The 17,129-nt window shown below is 51.4% G+C and carries 10 protein-coding genes and 2 pseudogenes; 2 read left to right on the top strand and 10 right to left on the bottom strand.

The annotated features are described in order from the left end of the window. Positions 1-20: 20 nt before the first annotated feature. The 8 genes and pseudogenes from AC6RNO_RS14360 to AC6RNO_RS14325 form a co-directional block, all read right to left on the bottom strand. Positions 21-668, bottom strand: coding sequence for a cupin domain-containing protein (locus AC6RNO_RS14360; RefSeq protein WP_474681841.1), 648 nt, complete (start codon positions 666-668; stop codon positions 21-23). Between the two features lie 173 nt (positions 669-841). Next, a complete protein-coding gene (locus tag AC6RNO_RS14355) occupies positions 842-1,684 on the bottom strand; it encodes a YitT family protein (RefSeq protein WP_474681842.1) in 843 nt (280 codons plus the stop codon). Further along, positions 1,681-3,147, bottom strand: coding sequence for an NAD-dependent malic enzyme (locus AC6RNO_RS14350; RefSeq protein ID WP_488436175.1), 1,467 nt, complete (start codon positions 3,145-3,147; stop codon positions 1,681-1,683). Before AC6RNO_RS14350 ends, AC6RNO_RS14355 begins: the two co-directional genes overlap by 4 nt. 5 nt (positions 3,148-3,152) lie before the next feature. Continuing rightward, positions 3,153-4,547 carry an amino acid permease gene (locus tag AC6RNO_RS14345; RefSeq protein ID WP_474681844.1) on the bottom strand — a complete coding sequence of 465 codons (1,395 nt, stop codon included), beginning with the start codon at positions 4,545-4,547 and terminating at the stop codon, positions 3,153-3,155. Next, positions 4,544-5,980, bottom strand: a complete 1,437-nt coding sequence (gene aspA / locus AC6RNO_RS14340; protein WP_497105821.1) for an aspartate ammonia-lyase — start codon at positions 5,978-5,980, stop codon at positions 4,544-4,546. Before aspA ends, AC6RNO_RS14345 begins: the two co-directional genes overlap by 4 nt. Before the next feature lie 36 nt (positions 5,981-6,016). Beyond that, the gene (locus AC6RNO_RS14335) at positions 6,017-7,462 is read right to left on the bottom strand and encodes an aldehyde dehydrogenase family protein (protein ID WP_488436177.1); all 1,446 of its coding nucleotides are present in this window, start codon (positions 7,460-7,462) and stop codon (positions 6,017-6,019) included. Positions 7,463-7,516: 54 nt separating this feature from the next. Continuing rightward, a pseudogene (locus AC6RNO_RS14330) lies at positions 7,517-8,560 on the bottom strand (homoserine dehydrogenase); the annotation flags it as partial. Positions 8,561-8,570: 10 nt separating this feature from the next. Continuing rightward, complete coding sequence (locus AC6RNO_RS14325; RefSeq protein WP_497105820.1) at positions 8,571-9,776, bottom strand: cystathionine gamma-synthase family protein; 1,206 nt, start codon at positions 9,774-9,776, stop codon at positions 8,571-8,573. A gap of 328 nt (positions 9,777-10,104) precedes the next feature. On the opposite strand from AC6RNO_RS14325, the gene AC6RNO_RS14320 reads away from it, so the two are divergent. Together AC6RNO_RS14320 and mmuM are read left to right on the top strand one after the other, a co-directional pair. Further along, positions 10,105-10,758: a GntR family transcriptional regulator gene (locus AC6RNO_RS14320; protein ID WP_474681848.1), complete on the top strand. Its 654-nt coding sequence runs from the start codon at positions 10,105-10,107 to the stop codon at positions 10,756-10,758. A 123-nt stretch (positions 10,759-10,881) separates the two neighbouring features. Next, positions 10,882-11,832 carry a homocysteine S-methyltransferase gene (gene mmuM, locus AC6RNO_RS14315; RefSeq protein WP_497105819.1) on the top strand — a complete coding sequence of 317 codons (951 nt, stop codon included), beginning with the start codon at positions 10,882-10,884 and terminating at the stop codon, positions 11,830-11,832. Positions 11,833-12,294: 462 nt separating this feature from the next. Here the strand turns inward: mmuM and AC6RNO_RS14310 are convergent. Both AC6RNO_RS14310 and AC6RNO_RS14305 read right to left on the bottom strand, forming a co-directional pair. Further along, positions 12,295-12,707 (bottom strand): annotated as a pseudogene (locus AC6RNO_RS14310) (class II fructose-bisphosphate aldolase); the annotation flags it as partial. Positions 12,708-12,768: 61 nt separating this feature from the next. Beyond that, on the bottom strand, positions 12,769-17,073 hold the full coding sequence (locus tag AC6RNO_RS14305; protein WP_497105818.1) for a hemoblobin-interacting domain-containing protein: 4,305 nt from the start codon (positions 17,071-17,073) through the stop codon (positions 12,769-12,771). Positions 17,074-17,129 lie beyond the last annotated feature (56 nt).

Raw genomic sequence — 17,129 nt, 5'->3', positions numbered from 1 at the left:
ACTTCTCCCTCCCTTATGAACTAGCCCCAATATGGATTGCGCCTGGATATATATGGATTTTGGCGCTGTTGATGGTGACTATATGGTAGTTGTTGATACTGTAGATTGGAGCGACGGGGCATATTTTCATTTTTACTATTGCAATTTTTATATGGACCGATATATGTTGTAGGCTGTACGGGGGCGATTGCTTGTTTCCATTGATTTTCGTCAAGACAATACGTATGTGCCATAATATTTGCAGGAGTAAATTTGAGCAGATCGGAACCTAAAATCACCTCTGGAGTCGGTGCGTTAAAAATGGCCAAAAGATGTGTTTTATCCGTTGTCGCTATCTCATAATGCCACCAACCTTGCGGAACGTTGGCAACCTGTCCCGGTGTAATGGAGTAATTGAGAATTTGTTTGGTAAAGGGGTTCAACATCGATACAGTCGCAGCTCCGGAAATACAATAGACTAACTCGGCTGCATTTTGGTGATAGTGAGGTTCCACAACGTTATTAGCGCTTAAAAAAATGTCCAGCAAGGACACATTTTCCAATGTATTTAACTGTTGGATGCCTAGTACGTTAATTAAATTGTTTTTATCCTTTATAAACAAGGGACTGGTATTGACATCAAATGCGAATTGAGCTGACGGTGATGTGTAATCCATATACGAAACCATAATTATACTCGCCTCTTTACATGAGCAATGAAAAACTTTATAGGCATTTATATGTATTTACAGTTTGTTTGGTGTAAGCGGAGATAAGAAAATAAGTGCACCGCGGTTTTTGAACAAAAAAAAGCGGAAGGCCGCCGCGCAGAAACCGTCAGCTTACTTCCGCAAATCTCCAACTATCCTTTTTCGTGCATCGGATTAAAGCCTTCTCCGAAAACCTCGAACACATCATTTACTGTGACAAAAGCTTCCCGGTCGATCGTATGGACCAGCTTCTTCAACCTGCTAATTTCGGAGCGGCCGACTACGCAGTAAATAATCGTTTTCTCATCATAGCTGTAGCCGCCCTTGCCGTACAAAAAGGTCGTACCTCTTTCAAGCTCATCGTGAACTCGTGCGGAAATCTCTTCCGCCCGACGACTCACAATAATAGCCGCTTTGCCTTTTAGCGTTCCTTCCAGCACGTAATCGATGACTCTGGAGCCGATAAAAACAGCGACGATCGTGTACATCGCACGTTCTCTGTCCAAATAGATGAGTGAGAGCACAATCGTAATACTGTCGAACAAAAACACGGTCCTGCCGATCGGCCAGCCGAACACCTTTTTCAGCATCTGGGCAATAATATCCGTTCCTCCGCTGGTCCCTCCGTACCGGAAGACGATGCCTAAGCCTACTCCGACTGTCGCGCCGGCGTATAGAGAGGCCAGCAGCAGGTCGTGCATGGCAAAATGAATATTTTTAAACATATATACGAATAAAGAAAACATCAGTGTGGCAAAAACCGTGTAAAGAAAAGCTCTTCGTCCCAGCACCTTCCAGCCGATAAAGAACAACGGGAGATTCATCAGGAAATTCGTAATCCCCGTTTCCCAGCCGAACATGTACTTCAGCAGCAGGCTGACACCGGTAATGCCTCCCTCCGCCAGACCATTCGCCGTATTAAAATAGTTGATGCCAAAACCCATAATGGCGGAGCCCAGGGTGATGGCCGCACCATTCTTTATATGCTCATTCATGCATACCCACCGCTTGCAGATAAGACCGCGGCGTCTTCCTTCGCAGATTCCCGCATCATGTTCCGTCTGGCGGCCCCGGATTGATAGGCCGCGTCGATGACGGCCTCCCGTACTTTTTCCACGACCATTTGATTAAACACACTTGGGATGATGTAGGACTCATCCAGTTCTTCATCGCTAACGACGGAGGCAATCGCTTTCGCGGCGGCCAGCTTCATTTCTTCGGTTATCCGGGAAGCGCGGCAATCGAGCACGCCTCGGAACAGTCCGGGAAAGCACAGCACGTTATTAATCTGGTTCGGGAAATCCGATCTGCCGGTTGCCATAACACGCACGTACGGCGCGGCTTCCTCCGGCATAATTTCGGGCGTCGGGTTCGCCATCGCAAATACGATCGGATCCGCCGCCATATGTTTCACATCTTGGGCGCTCAGCACTTTGGGACCCGACACGCCGATGAAAATATCGGCTCCTCGGATAACTTCACTCAGCGGTCCCTTCAAATTTTGCGGATTCGTATGATCGGCATACCACTGCCAAGCCTGATTATCGTAATGCTGCCCCCGAGCAATCGCACCTTCCCGGTCCACCCCGATGAGGTTGGTTACCCCCAAAGCCAGCAGCATCTTCGTACAGGCAATGCCGGCCGCACCGATACCGCAAACGACCACTTTGCAGCGGGTCAAATCCTTTTTGACGACCTTCGCCGCATTGAGCAGACCCGCCAGAATGACGACAGCGGTCCCATGCTGGTCATCGTGGAACACCGGAATATCCAGCTCGTCGATCAGCCTCCGTTCGATTTCGAAGCAGCGCGGAGCGGATATATCCTCCAAATTGATGCCCCCGAACGTAGGGGCGAGCGCTTTAATAATGTGAATAATGTCCTCGGTGCTGTGCGCGTCGAGACAAATCGGGAATGCATCGACACCCGCCATTTGCTTGAACAGCATGGCTTTTCCCTCCATGACGGGCATCGCGGCCTCCGGGCCGATGTTCCCGAGCCCCAGCACGGCCGATCCGTCCGAAACGACGGCGACCGTGTTTCTTTTGATCGTAAGCGAGTGCGCTTTGGGCGGATCGTTGTAGATCGCCATGCACACCCGCGCTACCCCTGGGGTATATACCCGCGAAAGATCTTCGCGGTTTTTGATCGCGATTTTGGGGACCGTTTCTATTTTCCCGCCCAGATGAGAGAGAAAAATTTGATCGGAAACATGGATGACCTGTACCCCTTCCAAATTTTTGATTGCGCTTACAATTTCGTTTGTGAGGCTGTCATCGCCCACTTGTACGGTAATATCCCGGATCGTCTTCGCTTTGCCCGATTGTGCGACATCGACCGCAACGATATCGCCCCCCGCTTGTCCGATAGCCATTGCAATGCGGCCGAAAGCTACCAGTTCTTTTCTCATTTCCAGCCTTATTACAATCGTTGTGCTTCCTCTTGCCATTCCCGCCATCAAGCTCACCCCTTATTAAGCGTTTTTTTTCTGTTCTTTACATAGTAAATAAGATAGCATGCCGCTACAAAAGGAATTCCGCAATACAAGGCGATGCGTTGGGCAGGGTCGAAGTATAAGCCGATGCAAGAGGCCAAGCACAGGATGAAGGCAGCGATCGGTACAATCGGGTATAGCGGCGTCCTATATTTCAGATCGTTCAGGTTGCCGCCCTGCTTAAGGAATTGTCTGCGGAACATGAATTGGGATGCGACGATTCCCATCCATACCGCCACTACGGCAAAGCCGGAAACAGCTATGAGAACGACATAAACGGTATCCGCCGCGTAAACGCTGGAAAGCAACGACAAGCAGGCTACCATCATACTGACAATCAACGCGTTAAACGGAATGCCCTGTTTCGTTACCCGGCCGAGCCAAGGGCTGACCATACTCTCCTGGGAAAGCGCCCAAAGCATCCGCGTGGAGGCATAAAGTCCGGAATTTCCTACCGACAGGAGAGCCGTCAAAATGACCAGGTTCATGATATCGGCGGCATAAGGAATACCGATTTTTTCAAAAACGAGTACGAACGGGCTCTCGATAACCCCGGCTTCCTTCCAGGGAATAAGACCTGCCAGCACGATGATGGCGCCAATGAAGAAAACCATCGTCCGCCATACGACCGTACGAATCGATCTCGGGATGCTTTTATCCGGGTCTTCCGTTTCGCCGGCCGTAACCCCGATAAGCTCCGTCCCCGAGAAAGCGAAGTTAACGGAAATCATAACGAACAGCACCGGCAATAACCCGTTCGGGAACAAGCCGCCTTGATCCAAAATATTGTGAAGCATCGGAGCCGCCTGGTCTTTCATCGGAAGCAGTCCGAACATGGCCGCCCCGCCCAATATGATAAACAAAACAATAACAATAACTTTAAAGCCAGCAACCCAGAACTCGGATTCCGCAAAAAACTTGGCCGAATACGCGTTCAGAGCAAACAGCAAAACGGCGAAAATTGCGCTCCAGACCCATACGGAAATATCGGGAAACCACCGCTGCATAAGCAGTCCGGCCGCTGTAAACTCGGAGCCTACCGTGACCACCCAGGTCAGCCAGTACAGCCAACCGATCGTGAAGCCTGTTGCGGGTCCGATAAATTTGGTCGCGTAGGCCGGAAATGAGCCTGTAGTCGGCATTGCCACACTTAATTCTCCGAGACACAGCATGACCAAATACATAATCAGGCCGCCTACCAAATAAGAGAGAATGGCTCCTCCGGGACCCGCTTGATTAAGAATGTACCCTGTGCTAAGAAATAAACCCGTTCCGATAACTCCCCCGAGAGAAATCATGAATAAATGCCTGCTTTTCATTGTGCGTTTCAAATTGTTTTGAGTGCTGTCGCTCGTGTTGTTCATCCTCTGTTCGCTCCCTTTTCCAAGTTTTCAAAGTATTGAAAACCGGCAATTCCCGGTGTCGTCATTTCATAAGGATTCAGTACTTGTTCCAATTCAACCTCGGTCAGCAGTTGCCTCTCCAAAATGATCTGTCTAATGGTTTGTCCCGTTTGGAGCGCTTCCTTCACGATTCGGGCCGCCGTTTCGTAACCGAGGTGGGGGTTGAGAGCGGTAATGACGCCGAAGCTCTTGTCCACATAAGACTTGCAGCGTTCCTCATTCGCTTCGATCCCTGCTAAAGCATGCCTTTGAAATACGGCCAATCCGTTAGTTAAGATTAACAGGGATTGAAGCAAATTACTAGCGATTACGGGTCCCATCACATTAAGTTCGAATTGTCCTGCCTCGGATGCCAAACAAATCGTATGGTCGTTGCCGATCACTTGAAAGGCAATTTGATTGATCATTTCGGGCAGCACTGGGTTTACCTTGCCGGGCATGATCGAGGAGCCCGGCTGTCTCGGGGGGAGCCGAAGCTCTCCCAGTCCCGTCATCGGGCCGGAAGCCATCAGACGGATATCATTGCATATTTTCGACAAGTTGACCGCCATAATTTTTAAGGTTGAGGAAAGCTCGGTAAAAGCATCCGTATTTTGCGTGGCATCCACCAAATCGTCGGCAGGCCGGACGGGGATGCCCGTTTGCTCCGCCAAATACGAGCAGGCTAAAGCGATATACTCCGGCTTGGCATTCAAGCCCGTACCTACGGCCGTGGCCCCCAGATTAATGCGGAGAAGGCCCCGTGCCGCCATTTGAATTCTTGCTTTATCCCGGCCGATGACTCGGGCATAAGCGCCGAATTCCTGCCCCAGCCGTATCGGCACGGCATCCTGAAGGTGGGTGCGTCCCATTTTGATGATACCGTCGAATTGTTTGGCCTTGTGAAGCAGCACCGATTCCAGCGAATCCAGCGTATCGATCAAGTTCCGGGCCAGACGGTAAGCGGCAATCCGGAGTGCCGTAGGTACCGTATCATTCGTGGATTGGGCCATGTTCACGTGACCGTTCGGCGAGCAATGAAAGTAATCGCTCTTGGCTTTGCCCATGAGCTCCAGGGCTCGATTAGCCAATACTTCGTTCATGTTCATATTGATGGAGGTGCCTGCGCCTCCCTGAATGGCATCGACGATAAATTGGTCGGAGAGCTTGCCCTCGATGACCTCCTCCGCGGCTTGCACGATAGCCGTGCCGATGGTCCGGGGCAGCAGGTTCGTCGCCATATTGGCTAGCGCCGCTGCCTTCTTGATCTCGGCTAAAGCGAGGATCAAATGCTTATTCACCGGCGTACCGGTGACAGGGAAATTTTCGGAGGCGCGGATCGTTTGTATGCCGTAGTAGGCTTCGGCCGGCACCTCTTTTTCCCCTAAAAAATCGTTCTCCATCCGTATAGCCATGATTCTTCTCCCCTACAGCCCAAAATATGAAGCCGCTTACTGAGATATCTTGAAACAAACGACCTTCGGCTCGGTCATTTCCATCAGGGCAAATTTCACGCCTTCTCTGCCGATACCGGAGCTCTTCACTCCGCCGAACGGCATGGCGTCGATGCGGTAATCCGAGCTGTCGTTCACCATGACGCCCCCCACATCCAGCTTGCGTACCGCCTGAAAAACTTTATCGATATCGCGGCTGAAAATACCTGCCTGCAGGCCGAAATCAACGCTGTTGGACTGCTGGACCGCCTCCTCCAGATTCGCCACCTTGAAGATCGTGACCACCGGGCCGAACACTTCGTCCTTCACGATCCGGCAATCTTTGGGCACGTCCACCATAACCGTAGGCTCATAGAAAGCGCCGTCGCGCTTGCCTCCGCAGAGCAGCTTGCCTCCGCTGTCCACAGCCTCCTGCACCCATTTTTCCACGCGCCTCGCTTCCAGTTCGTTGATCATAGGTCCCATATCCGTATCTTCCAGGCTCTTATCCCCGACTTTATACCGGCGGGTTCTCTCCACGAATCGGGCGACGAACGTATCGTACAGTTCCTCTTGAACATAAATGCGCTGGACGCCGAGGCAATTTTGCCCTGCGGCCCAGAAGGCGCCGGATACGTTCGATTCCACCGCCTCATGCACATCCGCATCGTTCAAAACGATGACCGGCGAGTTGGAGCCCAGCTCCATGCTCATTTTTTTCAGGCCGGCCTTTTGCATAATCAATTTGCCGGTTGCAAACCCTCCTGTGAAGGAGATCATTCTCACTTCCGGATGGGTTACCAGCACTTCCCCGATTTCCGCGGCGTTCCCCGTAATGACGGACAGTACTTTGTGCGGCAGTCCCGCTTTATCAAAAGCCTCCGCAAGCATGAGAGCGCTTAACGGAGTGGCCGGCGCCGGTTTTACGATAATGGCGTTGCCCGCGGCGATCGCCGGCCCCACTTTGTGGGCCACCAAATTCAACGGATCGTTAAACGGGGTAATCGCCCCGACGATTCCGACAGGAAAACGGTAATAGTATCCGAGCCGGTGCTCGCTTCCGGGCATTTGGTCGAACGGAATCGTCTCCCCGTTCAGCCTTCTTGCTTCCTCCGCGCTGATGCGCAGCGTTTCTACGCACCGTCTGACTTCCTTGCGCGCCTCGCGGATCGTCTTGCTGCCTTCCGATGCGATGATAGTCGCATAAAGCTCCCGGTTTTCGTGGACCCAGTCCGCAGCCCGGTGCAAAATGGCCATACGCTCATGGGTCGGCAGCTCGGAGCAGACGCGAAATCCTTCCTTCGCTTCCTCGATGGCATACAGCATGTCAAGCCGGGAAGCGGCCGGTACGGTCGCAATCAAGCGGTTATCCTGAGGATCGCAAACCGGCATCGTATTTTCGCGGTACACCCATTGTCCGGCCAAATACATTTGATGTTTCTTAGCTATCGTTTCCAATATCATCTACAGCACCTCATCCTTTTGTCTATTGATAGCGGTCATTGACTGATGCGCATACTACAATTGGTTGCGATGAATATTGATAAGATCGATCAGGATGGAGAAGCCTGTCTCCTTGCGCCCCGCTCCCGCTCCCATCAAGGTGATCGGGCCGGCCAGATCGCAATAATAAGTGATGGCGTTGACGGCACCGCCGACACCGGCGAGCGGATCATCGAGCGGCACCATTTCCGGGCCTACCTTGGCCAGGAGGCGTTCGCCTTCGCGATAACACCGGGCAATCAGCTTCCACCGTTTCCCTTCCGCTTTCGCCCGCCGAATGTCCGCCTGGGTGAGCTTGCTGATCCCCTCGCACGGGACATCCTCTCTCTCGAGCGGCGCATTCATTACGATATTGCTGAGAATCGTAATTTTGTATTGAGCGTCGTAGCCTTCCACATCGCTGGTCGGATCCGCTTCGGCGTAACCTAACGACTGAGCCTCGGACAATGCCTCCTCATAGCTCATCCCTTCCTCCATCCGGGTCAGCATGTAGTTGGTCGTCCCGTTCAAAATCCCTTTGATCTCATCGATCCGATTGCCGGCCAACGTAGTAATCGGCATCCGGAGAGCCGGGGTTCCGCTCATAACGGTACCCTCATAGCCCCAACGGACTCCATTGCTGCGCGCCAGTTTCGACAGCTCTTGGTAGGCAAGAGCCACAGGGCCTTTGTTGCTCATGACCACGTGCTTCTTGCATTCGAACGCCGCGCGGCAGTGATCGATAGCCGGTTGACCCGTCTTGACATCCGTAAAAGTAAGTTCCACGACGGTATCCGCGTTCGTCTCTCGAATCGTCTTGAAGCTATCCAAGCCCCGAATCAGGCCGGGCGTCTCCGGATAAGCATCCAGCTTGCCCGTCTCCTTGACGGCGCGGAGCGCTTCCGCGATCTGAATCCCGTCGGGATGGTACACGGCTCCCTTCATCAAATCGGAGATAGCGACTATTTTGGCTTGGAAGCCGAGGCTGTCCGCCAGCTCCTGTCCTTTTTCCTGCAAAATTTCAGCCAATCCCTGACCGACAACCCCGAATCCAAGCAGCGCGATTTTCATTTCCATCGTTGTTCTCCCCCTATTTGTTGTGAACGCTAACCGGCATTTGAGCCTCTACATAAGCCAATGCTTGTGTCAAATCCGCAATCAAATCCTCGGTATCCTCGATGCCGACCGAAATCCGCAGCAAGCCTTCCGAAATCCCGAGCGCTTGACGCTCCTCCAAGGTACATTCCACATGGCTGGTCGTTCTCGCAGGCCCGTATATCGTTTCGACCGCCCCCAGATTGCCGGCCCGATTCGCATACTGCAGCTTGAGGAGCAGCAGCTTGATGGCCTCCATCCCGCCCTTGAGCACAATGCTCAGAATGCCGCCGAACCCTTTCATCTGACGCTTGGCGATATCATGGTGAGGATGCGTTTCGAGACCCGGGTAATTCACGCTCTCCACGAGCGGGTGCCGCTGCAGAAACTTCGCCATCGCCATCGCGCTTTGCGCCTGCTGCCGTACGCGCAGATGAAGGGTTTTTATCCCGCGGATGATGAGGAAGGCCGACCACGGATCCAATGTCGCCCCATTAATCTCGCGATAATGGTAGATTTTCTCCATCAGCGCTTCGGACCCGCACACGACGCCGCCCAGCACATCCGCATGTCCGCTCAAATATTTGGTCGCACTGTGGATGACCAGGTCGACACCGAGGCGAAGCGGATTTTGGTTAATTGGCGTAGCAAATGTATTGTCTACCATCACCAATGCGCCTACGGCTTTTGCAGCCTTAGCCAAACGCTGGATGTCCGTTATCTTCAACGTCGGGTTCGTCGGGGACTCGAGATAAACCACTTGGCAGCCTTTGGCTATCTCCGCTTCGATTTCTTCATGATTTCCCGTATTGCAGAGTGTCACCTGCACATTGATACGCGGCAGAAATTCCGTGAAAATTTTATTCGTTCCCCCATACGTATCCTTAACGGACACGACCCGGTCACCGGGCTTCAAAAATGTATACAATGTGCTGCTAATCGCCGCCATACCCGAGGAAAAAGCGTACGCATTCTCGGCTCCCTCCAGCAGCCTTACCTTCTCTTCCAAGGAGCGGACCGTCGGGTTGGACATCCGATTATACGTATAGCCCGGTTTATGACCCATCGCCACCTCATACCATTCGTCCACATCTTCATAATCGTAAGCAACGCTCATCATCACCGGGACTTGCGTTGCCCCGTAGACTCTAAAATCTCTCTCCCCGGCCCATACCGCCTTCGTTCCCATATTTATTTGCATATCGCATTCCTCTCGCACGTCGCTCACCCTCGCTTATGTTTTGAATGTTTTAAAATATATTGTATACAAAATAGCGCACAACATATGTTCATTACACAGCCTTTTCCCGATACATAGGGTAATTTTAGCTTTTGCAAATTTGTATACAATATACTATATTCTCTGTGATTTAGATCATAGCACGCTGTATTTTGAAAATCAACAAAAAAATAAAGCGTTTTCAAATCGGTTTGACTCTACTTGAATATAGCTATTCACAATGTTACTATGGATCGTAGAACTTACGTATATCGTATATTGTATTATTTGTAATTTCATGAGAGGGTGAATGATCATTTCGGCCAACCGCTATCAATCTTTGAAGGATCACGTCTACAATTATATTGCGGAGAAAATCCAGAACGGCTCCCTTCTTCCCAATCAGAAAATAAATGAGGCCTCCATCTGTGAAAAGCTCGGCGTCAGCCGTACGCCGGTCAGAGAAGCGCTCATTCAACTGGCATCGGAAAATTTGCTCGAAAACATGCCGCGAAGAGGCTTTATCGTCAAGGAACTGGATACCAAGAAGAAGCTGGACGTCTTCCAAATTGTCGCCGCGCTCGATGGATTGGCCGCTTCATTGGCCGCCGCGCATCTCACAAACGAGGACATTGCCCAAATGGTCCAATTGGTCGATAAAATCGATCTTGCCATTCAGCAGCAGGATTACTCCGAGTATCAGCTTTATCAAAATCAATTTCATCATGTATACCATTTGAAATGCAACAACAGCTCCCTGGTCGAACTGCTGCATTCGCTGCAGCAAAGCTTTGTAAGACAAATTTATTTGAGCAGCGACAAGGAAAAATTGTTTTCCGTCCTTTCCCAGATGAATGAAGAGCATAGGCAAATCATCCAATATTTCAAAGCGAAGGATGCGCAAGGAGTTGAAGCGTTCATCAAGAACGTACATTGGAAAATCGACTATACGGATATGATTTAGAATGAGAAAAATCAGTACATCGGGCCAGCCGCTATGCTGGTTTTTTTATTCTTTTATATATTGTATATTGTATAAATATTTGTTACGATGGTTCATATTCTGTCCATTGGTGAGGTGTAGATAGTGAACCCGATACGACATATTTTTGACCGGTTTCCCGTTATGATATTGGACGGCGCTTTATCCACAGAACTGGAACGCCGCGGCTGCGACATCAACGATTCCCTGTGGTCCGCCAAAATCCTGCTTGAGAACCCCGGTGTCATAGAGCAGGTTCATTTCGACTATTTCGCGGCCGGTGCCGACTGCGCCATTACCGCCAGCTATCAGGCAACGATTGGCGGCTTTGTTCAACGCGGCTTAAGCGAAGCGGAAGCGGTTGCGCTTATTCAATCTTCGGTGCGCCTTGCCGTAGAGGCCAGGAATCGTTTTTGGCAGGCATGGGAGCATAAAAACAGCAGGCCGAAACCGATAGTGGCCGCTTCAGTCGGCCCTTACGGGGCTTATTTGGCGGACGGTTCGGAGTATCGCGGGGACTACTCGGTGAACGAACAGGAGCTTACTGAGTTTCATCGTCCTCGTATGAAAGCATTGTTGGAAGCCGGAGCCGATCTTCTGGCATGCGAGACCATCCCCTGCTTGACGGAAGCCAAAGCAATTGCCGCCGCGCTGCAGCAATTTCCTGATGCATACGCATGGGTCAGCTTCAGCGCCAAGGATGGACAACATATCAGCAATGGGGACACCATTGGCGAATGCGCCGAATGGCTGGACCGCTGCGATCAAATCGCGGCCATAGGCGTAAACTGTACATCGCCCCAATACATTGCGGAGCTTATTCGTGAAATCCGCCAGCATACCTCCAAGCCGATTCTGGTATACCCCAACTCCGGCGAGCAATACGTTGCGGTCACACGGAGCTGGCAAGGGACATCCGATGACCAGTGCTTCGGCGACAGCGCACAAACATGGTACAACCAGGGAGCCCGGATCATCGGCGGCTGCTGCCGTACCACACCCGACGATATCCGCTCCATCGCCTCTTGGGTTAGAGAACTCCCGCTGCAGGGCTGAGATGGCAATTTTCGAGGGCTCGGTATACCAAGCTCCGCTCCCGGCAAAAGAAAAGAGCGGAAACTTTTTCGCTCTTTAATCTGCCCGACCCTAATTAGGGGGACAGCCGCTTTTTCCGGGCACGCGCCTCTCTTAGCGCATGTTATGGAACTGCGCAACTGGTCAGGAATCAGCCTGACAGAGAGAAAACCTGCGAAAGTGCAGGTTTTTTCTTTGAAATTGGTTTATTTTGGTGAAAAACCTGCAAAAGCGCAGGAATTTTCGCTGAGAGTGAACCGGAGTCCATCTATTCGGTGAAAAGCCTGTACTTTTGCAGGAATTCAGCTTCGCCAGCGATTTAGGACGCAAATTCATGTATTTTTGCAGGTTTTCTTCGTGCAGCCAGGCAGATTGTGGCTATCGCCTCTGACGCGAGAGATTTAGTGCAGCCTGCAGAGCGGAGATTTTCCCTGATCATTCTCATTGCTTCACTTGTTCCGCAGGAATTCCGGAGCCCCCATGCCATACAAGTGGAACCGGTACGCTCCTCGCGATCTCGGCAATCCGGTCAAAGGCAATCCTCGGTTCACCTTTATAAATCCCGTGTGCCGTACCAATCGCTGGAGCCAATGTAGGAACTCCCGTCAATTCAATAAATTCTGCACATTCCTTCGAATTCGCCAACATAGCATCCGCTTCTTCAACCACAATATCATCTTCTACCCCGCCGACTTTTCCCAGTTCTGCTTTAACATGAATCCCAGGGCTTTTGCTATTTCAACGACCTTTTTCGTCCTCTTTACGTTTTCCTCAAAAGCGTGCATGGAAGCATCAATCATGACCGATGTATAGCCCGCATGCATGCACGGTACAATTAACTCAAAATCATGGCAATGTAAAGGCTTCTTCTTATGGCTTATTGCCGTATAGGAGAAGCCTTTTGAAGAAGGCTGTATTTTACTTGTTTTTATGTGCCAGCATATTCAATAGAATCGTTACAGCTTCTGCCCTTGTTGCAGGGTCTTGAGGGGCGAATGCGTTATCGCCTTTCCCTTGCACAATACCCGCTTGCTTCACATAAGCAACGCTGTCCTTCGCCCACGCCGGAATGTCCTTGTCGTCCGCGAAGCCTGTTGCTGCATTCGTTTCGACAGATTTGCCCAGTGCCTTAGCGATCGTCACCGCCATCTCTGCTCGCGTAATTTCTTTATCCGGACGGAAGCTGCCATCCTCATAGCCCTTAATAATGCCGTCTCGCACCGCCTGCGCGACTGCTTGCTGAGCCCAAGCTCCGATCTTCGCTGCATCTGTGAAAGTCAGCGGCGCTCCTGCTCCTTGCAGCTTCAGCGCGTTCATCAGCATGACGGCAAATTCCGCACGCGTAACGGTATGATTCGGTTTGAATGTACCGTCCGGATAACCCGTGACGATTCCGCCTTTTACCGCTTGCTTGATGTCGGCCTCAGACCAGTGTCCGGATATATCGCTAAAATTCAGTTTCGTATCGGTCAAAGAATCTTTCTTTGGCCCTGCTGCTGCTTGGCCTACGGCGAACACCGCATATTTCGTAAAGTGGTTCACCTCTACACGGATGCGGTTGCCGTTTACTACACCGCCGACTTCCACCCATTCCTTCTTCGCTTCGTCAAAGTAAAATACCGAGGCCCTTTGGCCGCTGCTCAAGCTTGTCGGATCGAAAGCAAAAGTCAGCGTTACCGGATTGCTAAAGTTGCCCGAAAAATTTTTCAAAATCTCGAAAATCGCGCTGGCCGGAACTTCTTTATTCGTTAGCAGGTTGTGCGTGTCCGACAATTTGTCTATCGTCACTTTCAGTTCTTGAGCTGAAGCATTTGCCGGGATCGAAACTGTGACCTCGCTTTGCAAACTAACCTCGCCCGCTGTACCCATCGGAAGCGTTAAATGACCGTCAACGGAGTTTACCGGTGGGTTGCTTGGTGCTGCTGAACCGCCATCCCCGCCTCCATCACCGCTTGGCGCTACGGCCGGTGCCTCGCGTGTCACTGCAACCTGATACAGCTTGTGGCTGCCGTTTTGTGCTGTAACAACGATGGCGATTGGATTAGGGCCAACATTCAGGCTGATCGCTCCGCTCGCTTGACCGCTGGAAATCAAAATTCCGTTCACGGTAATCGCCGCCCTGCTGTCATATACGCTCGCTGTTACGGTAAGACTCGATACGACGTTATCCACACTGGAAGTGTAGGCCGTTGTTCCGGATGCGAAAGCGGGACTTAGCGCTCCGCTCGACAACGATAGACCGCTCAAGTCTGCATTGCTGCTTGCCATTGGCGCACGGTTCACAGTGAGAGAATACGTATTCATCGTCATGCCGTCCTGCGCGGTCACCATAATTGGGATCAGGTTAGACCCGACATTCAAGTTGGAAAAAGTATAGGTATACACGTTGCCCGTAACTGTGCCGTTCGCCGCGCCTGTAACCGTAAGCGTTTGATCCGGATTCGCCTTGGTTACGGTGAAATTGAGAGTTGAAACGGCGTTGGGCACATTCACGCTGTATTCAAGTTCCGATGGCGCAAACGCAGGTGAAATCGTGCTTTGATCTACAGTCAAGCCGGACAGCAGCGCATCGTTGCTGATCCTGATGACATGGATCGTATAGGTTTTCGTGATGGCGCCGTTCTGCGTTTTTACAACTACTGCAATCGTATTCGCTCCTACGCTCAGCGGAATCGCTTCGCTTGACTGGCCGCTTGTTACAGCCGAACTCGCTCCTCCATTTGCTGCAACCGTCACGCTCGCTGTTGCATCCGCCGCCGTCGGCGTGACCGTCACGCTCGCAACGCTGCTCGGAACGCTCAGTGTATAGCTCGTCTTTGCCGCTGCAAAACTTAACGAACCGCTGCTTAAGCTCAAGCCGCTCAAATCCGCTGTGTTCGCTTGGATCGTCTGATTGACGCTTGTGTCCGCATAGCCGGTTGCGGATACGGTAATCGTATGATTGCCTTCCACAAGCACGCCGGCGCCTATCGTGATCTTCCCGGCGCTTACGGTGTAACTATCCGCCGGCACTGTTGCCGCGCCGTCTTTTACTGCCGTAATCGCTCCGCGCCATGCCGCATCGTCCGGGAACGTGATGTCGATCGCGTTCGCCGCATTGTTGCCTGTCGTGTCCGCCGTTAACGTCGGCGATCTCGGTGTTATCATCTGACTTAATGTCGCATCCGCATAATGTCTCGTCGATACCGTGATCGTATGGTTTCCTTTTGCCAGCACGCCCGGGCCCAACGTGATCTTCCCGGCGCTAACCGTATAATCCGCCGCCGAAATCACGGTCGTTCCGTCTCTCACCGCAGTAATTTCATTGCGCCAAGCCGCTAAATCCGGGAACGTAATGTCGATCGGGCTTGCCGTGTCATTGCTCGTCGTATCCGCCGTCAACGCAGGCGGTGTCAAAAGAAATTTCTGAACTCCCGGCTTCCTGTCGATAGCGGGATCTCCACCCATAATAAATACGGAATTCGCCAAATAGGGAACGCCGTTATCGAGGTAAAGAGAGTTTCCAAGCGCCGTGCTTTCCGTAATCCCCGAGACGCCCACCGTTACCCAACTGCTTCCGTTAAATTTCTTCACTGTGGCTTTAGCGTCACTTCCCGCATAAGCCACATAGAGAGTCCCCCCGGAAAAATAGAAGGAAGTGTAATTTACAAACCCTCCACCATCTCCCACTATTTTTAAACTCCCGTTGTCTATCCTCGTCCAACCGCTTCCCCCGTACTTTTTCAGCGTGATGCTATTGCCGGTTAGCCAATCCACATAAGCAACATACGGGATGCCGCCGTCTACGGCCAAGGACGCGTTTTGATTTCCTCCATCGGCAAATTGGCCCAAATCGACCCAGCTTTGCTTCGTTTTGTCGAATTTTTTGGCCACACCTGTGTAAACGGTGATATCCTGCCATTTTCCGCCAACAAATATACGATCCGGTTTCTCGTTTCGATATGCCACGTAAGGGGTATCGTCGTAGACTGACAAGGAGATCTGCGACACGGCATCCTGCGAAAATCTTTCGCTGCCCATCGTCACCCAACCGCCATTGCTTTCATCGTATTTTTTCACCGTAATTTTATAGACCTTTAGCCCATCCTTATCCATATCCTCATCCGCATACGCGACATAAGGGGTGCCGTTAGAGACCGTCAGGGAAATCCCGCTCGTTTGGTGTGTCGATATATCTCCGCTGCCTACAGGCAGCCAATTACTGCCATCGTATTTTTTTACGGAAACTTTATTTCCGTTTGCCGCGTCGTTATAAGCCGCATACAAGATGCCGTCCGAGACGGAAGTGGACATCGAGCTGACTAAGCCTATAGAAAGCGCACCGTTCCCGGCAAGCGTCCAACTGTTTGTGTTTGCATCGTATTTTTTCACGTAAAGTTTGCCGCCAAGCCCATCGCCGATGCTAATGCCATCGACATAAGCAAGATAGGGAGTGCCGTCAATGAACGCCAGAGACATTTGAAACGATTTGCCTACCGATACGCCTCTATTGCCTACGTACTGCCAACTGCCCAGGTCATTCTCGTCGAGATCGTTGATCTCTATCGGCCCATTGAAAGGTTCCCTTACGATATCCGCAAGTGCGCCTGCTTCTATTCTAATCTGGTTGCCCAACCCCATCAGCGGGTTTTTAAAATTGATTTGAAGCTTGCTGGCCCCGCCTGATGTGGAGTTGCTGATGGAATCCTCCGAATCGAGCGCTTTAAAGATCGCCTCATCCGTTCTTTTGACGCTGATTTTGCTTTTCAGATCGGCAAGCGTACCCACTTGCGTCTCCGGAACGGTAAAAGAAACCGTAACCGTCTTATTGCCCTCGCCGACGGATGCCGACCATGCGGCATCAAGCTCCGGGCCAGGGTCGCGATATAAGCAACCATTGCCAAATATATTTGCTGGTTCTACATGAGCAAACTCGCTTTCACCGCAAAATACGCCTGCAACAGACGAACCGTCAGCTAGCGTATACGTTTTGGAAGTCAGCTTTTTAGTTATGTAACGCTGTTGGCCATCTATTAACGACGTCGAACCATATTCCACGAGTTTCGTGCCGGTAAACGAACAATATTTCCCGTCGGCGGCACAGTAGGTCCATGGAGGCGGAGACGCCGCCGACGCAGGGGACGCAAGCGGAGAGAAAAGCGATAATACGGAGAATAACGCACACCCGGCTAAAATAATGGCGAACTTCAGCAATAACCCCTTCTTTATTCTTGTTACGAGCATTGTTGTTTTACTCCTCTTGACTGAATTTTTAGTGATTTCAAATCTCTGAATCGTAA

The organism is Paenibacillus sp. sgz302190 (genome assembly GCF_059820445.1).
The sequence above is the reverse complement of the archived record's forward strand: the minus strand, read 5'-3'. Positions and strand labels throughout refer to the sequence as shown.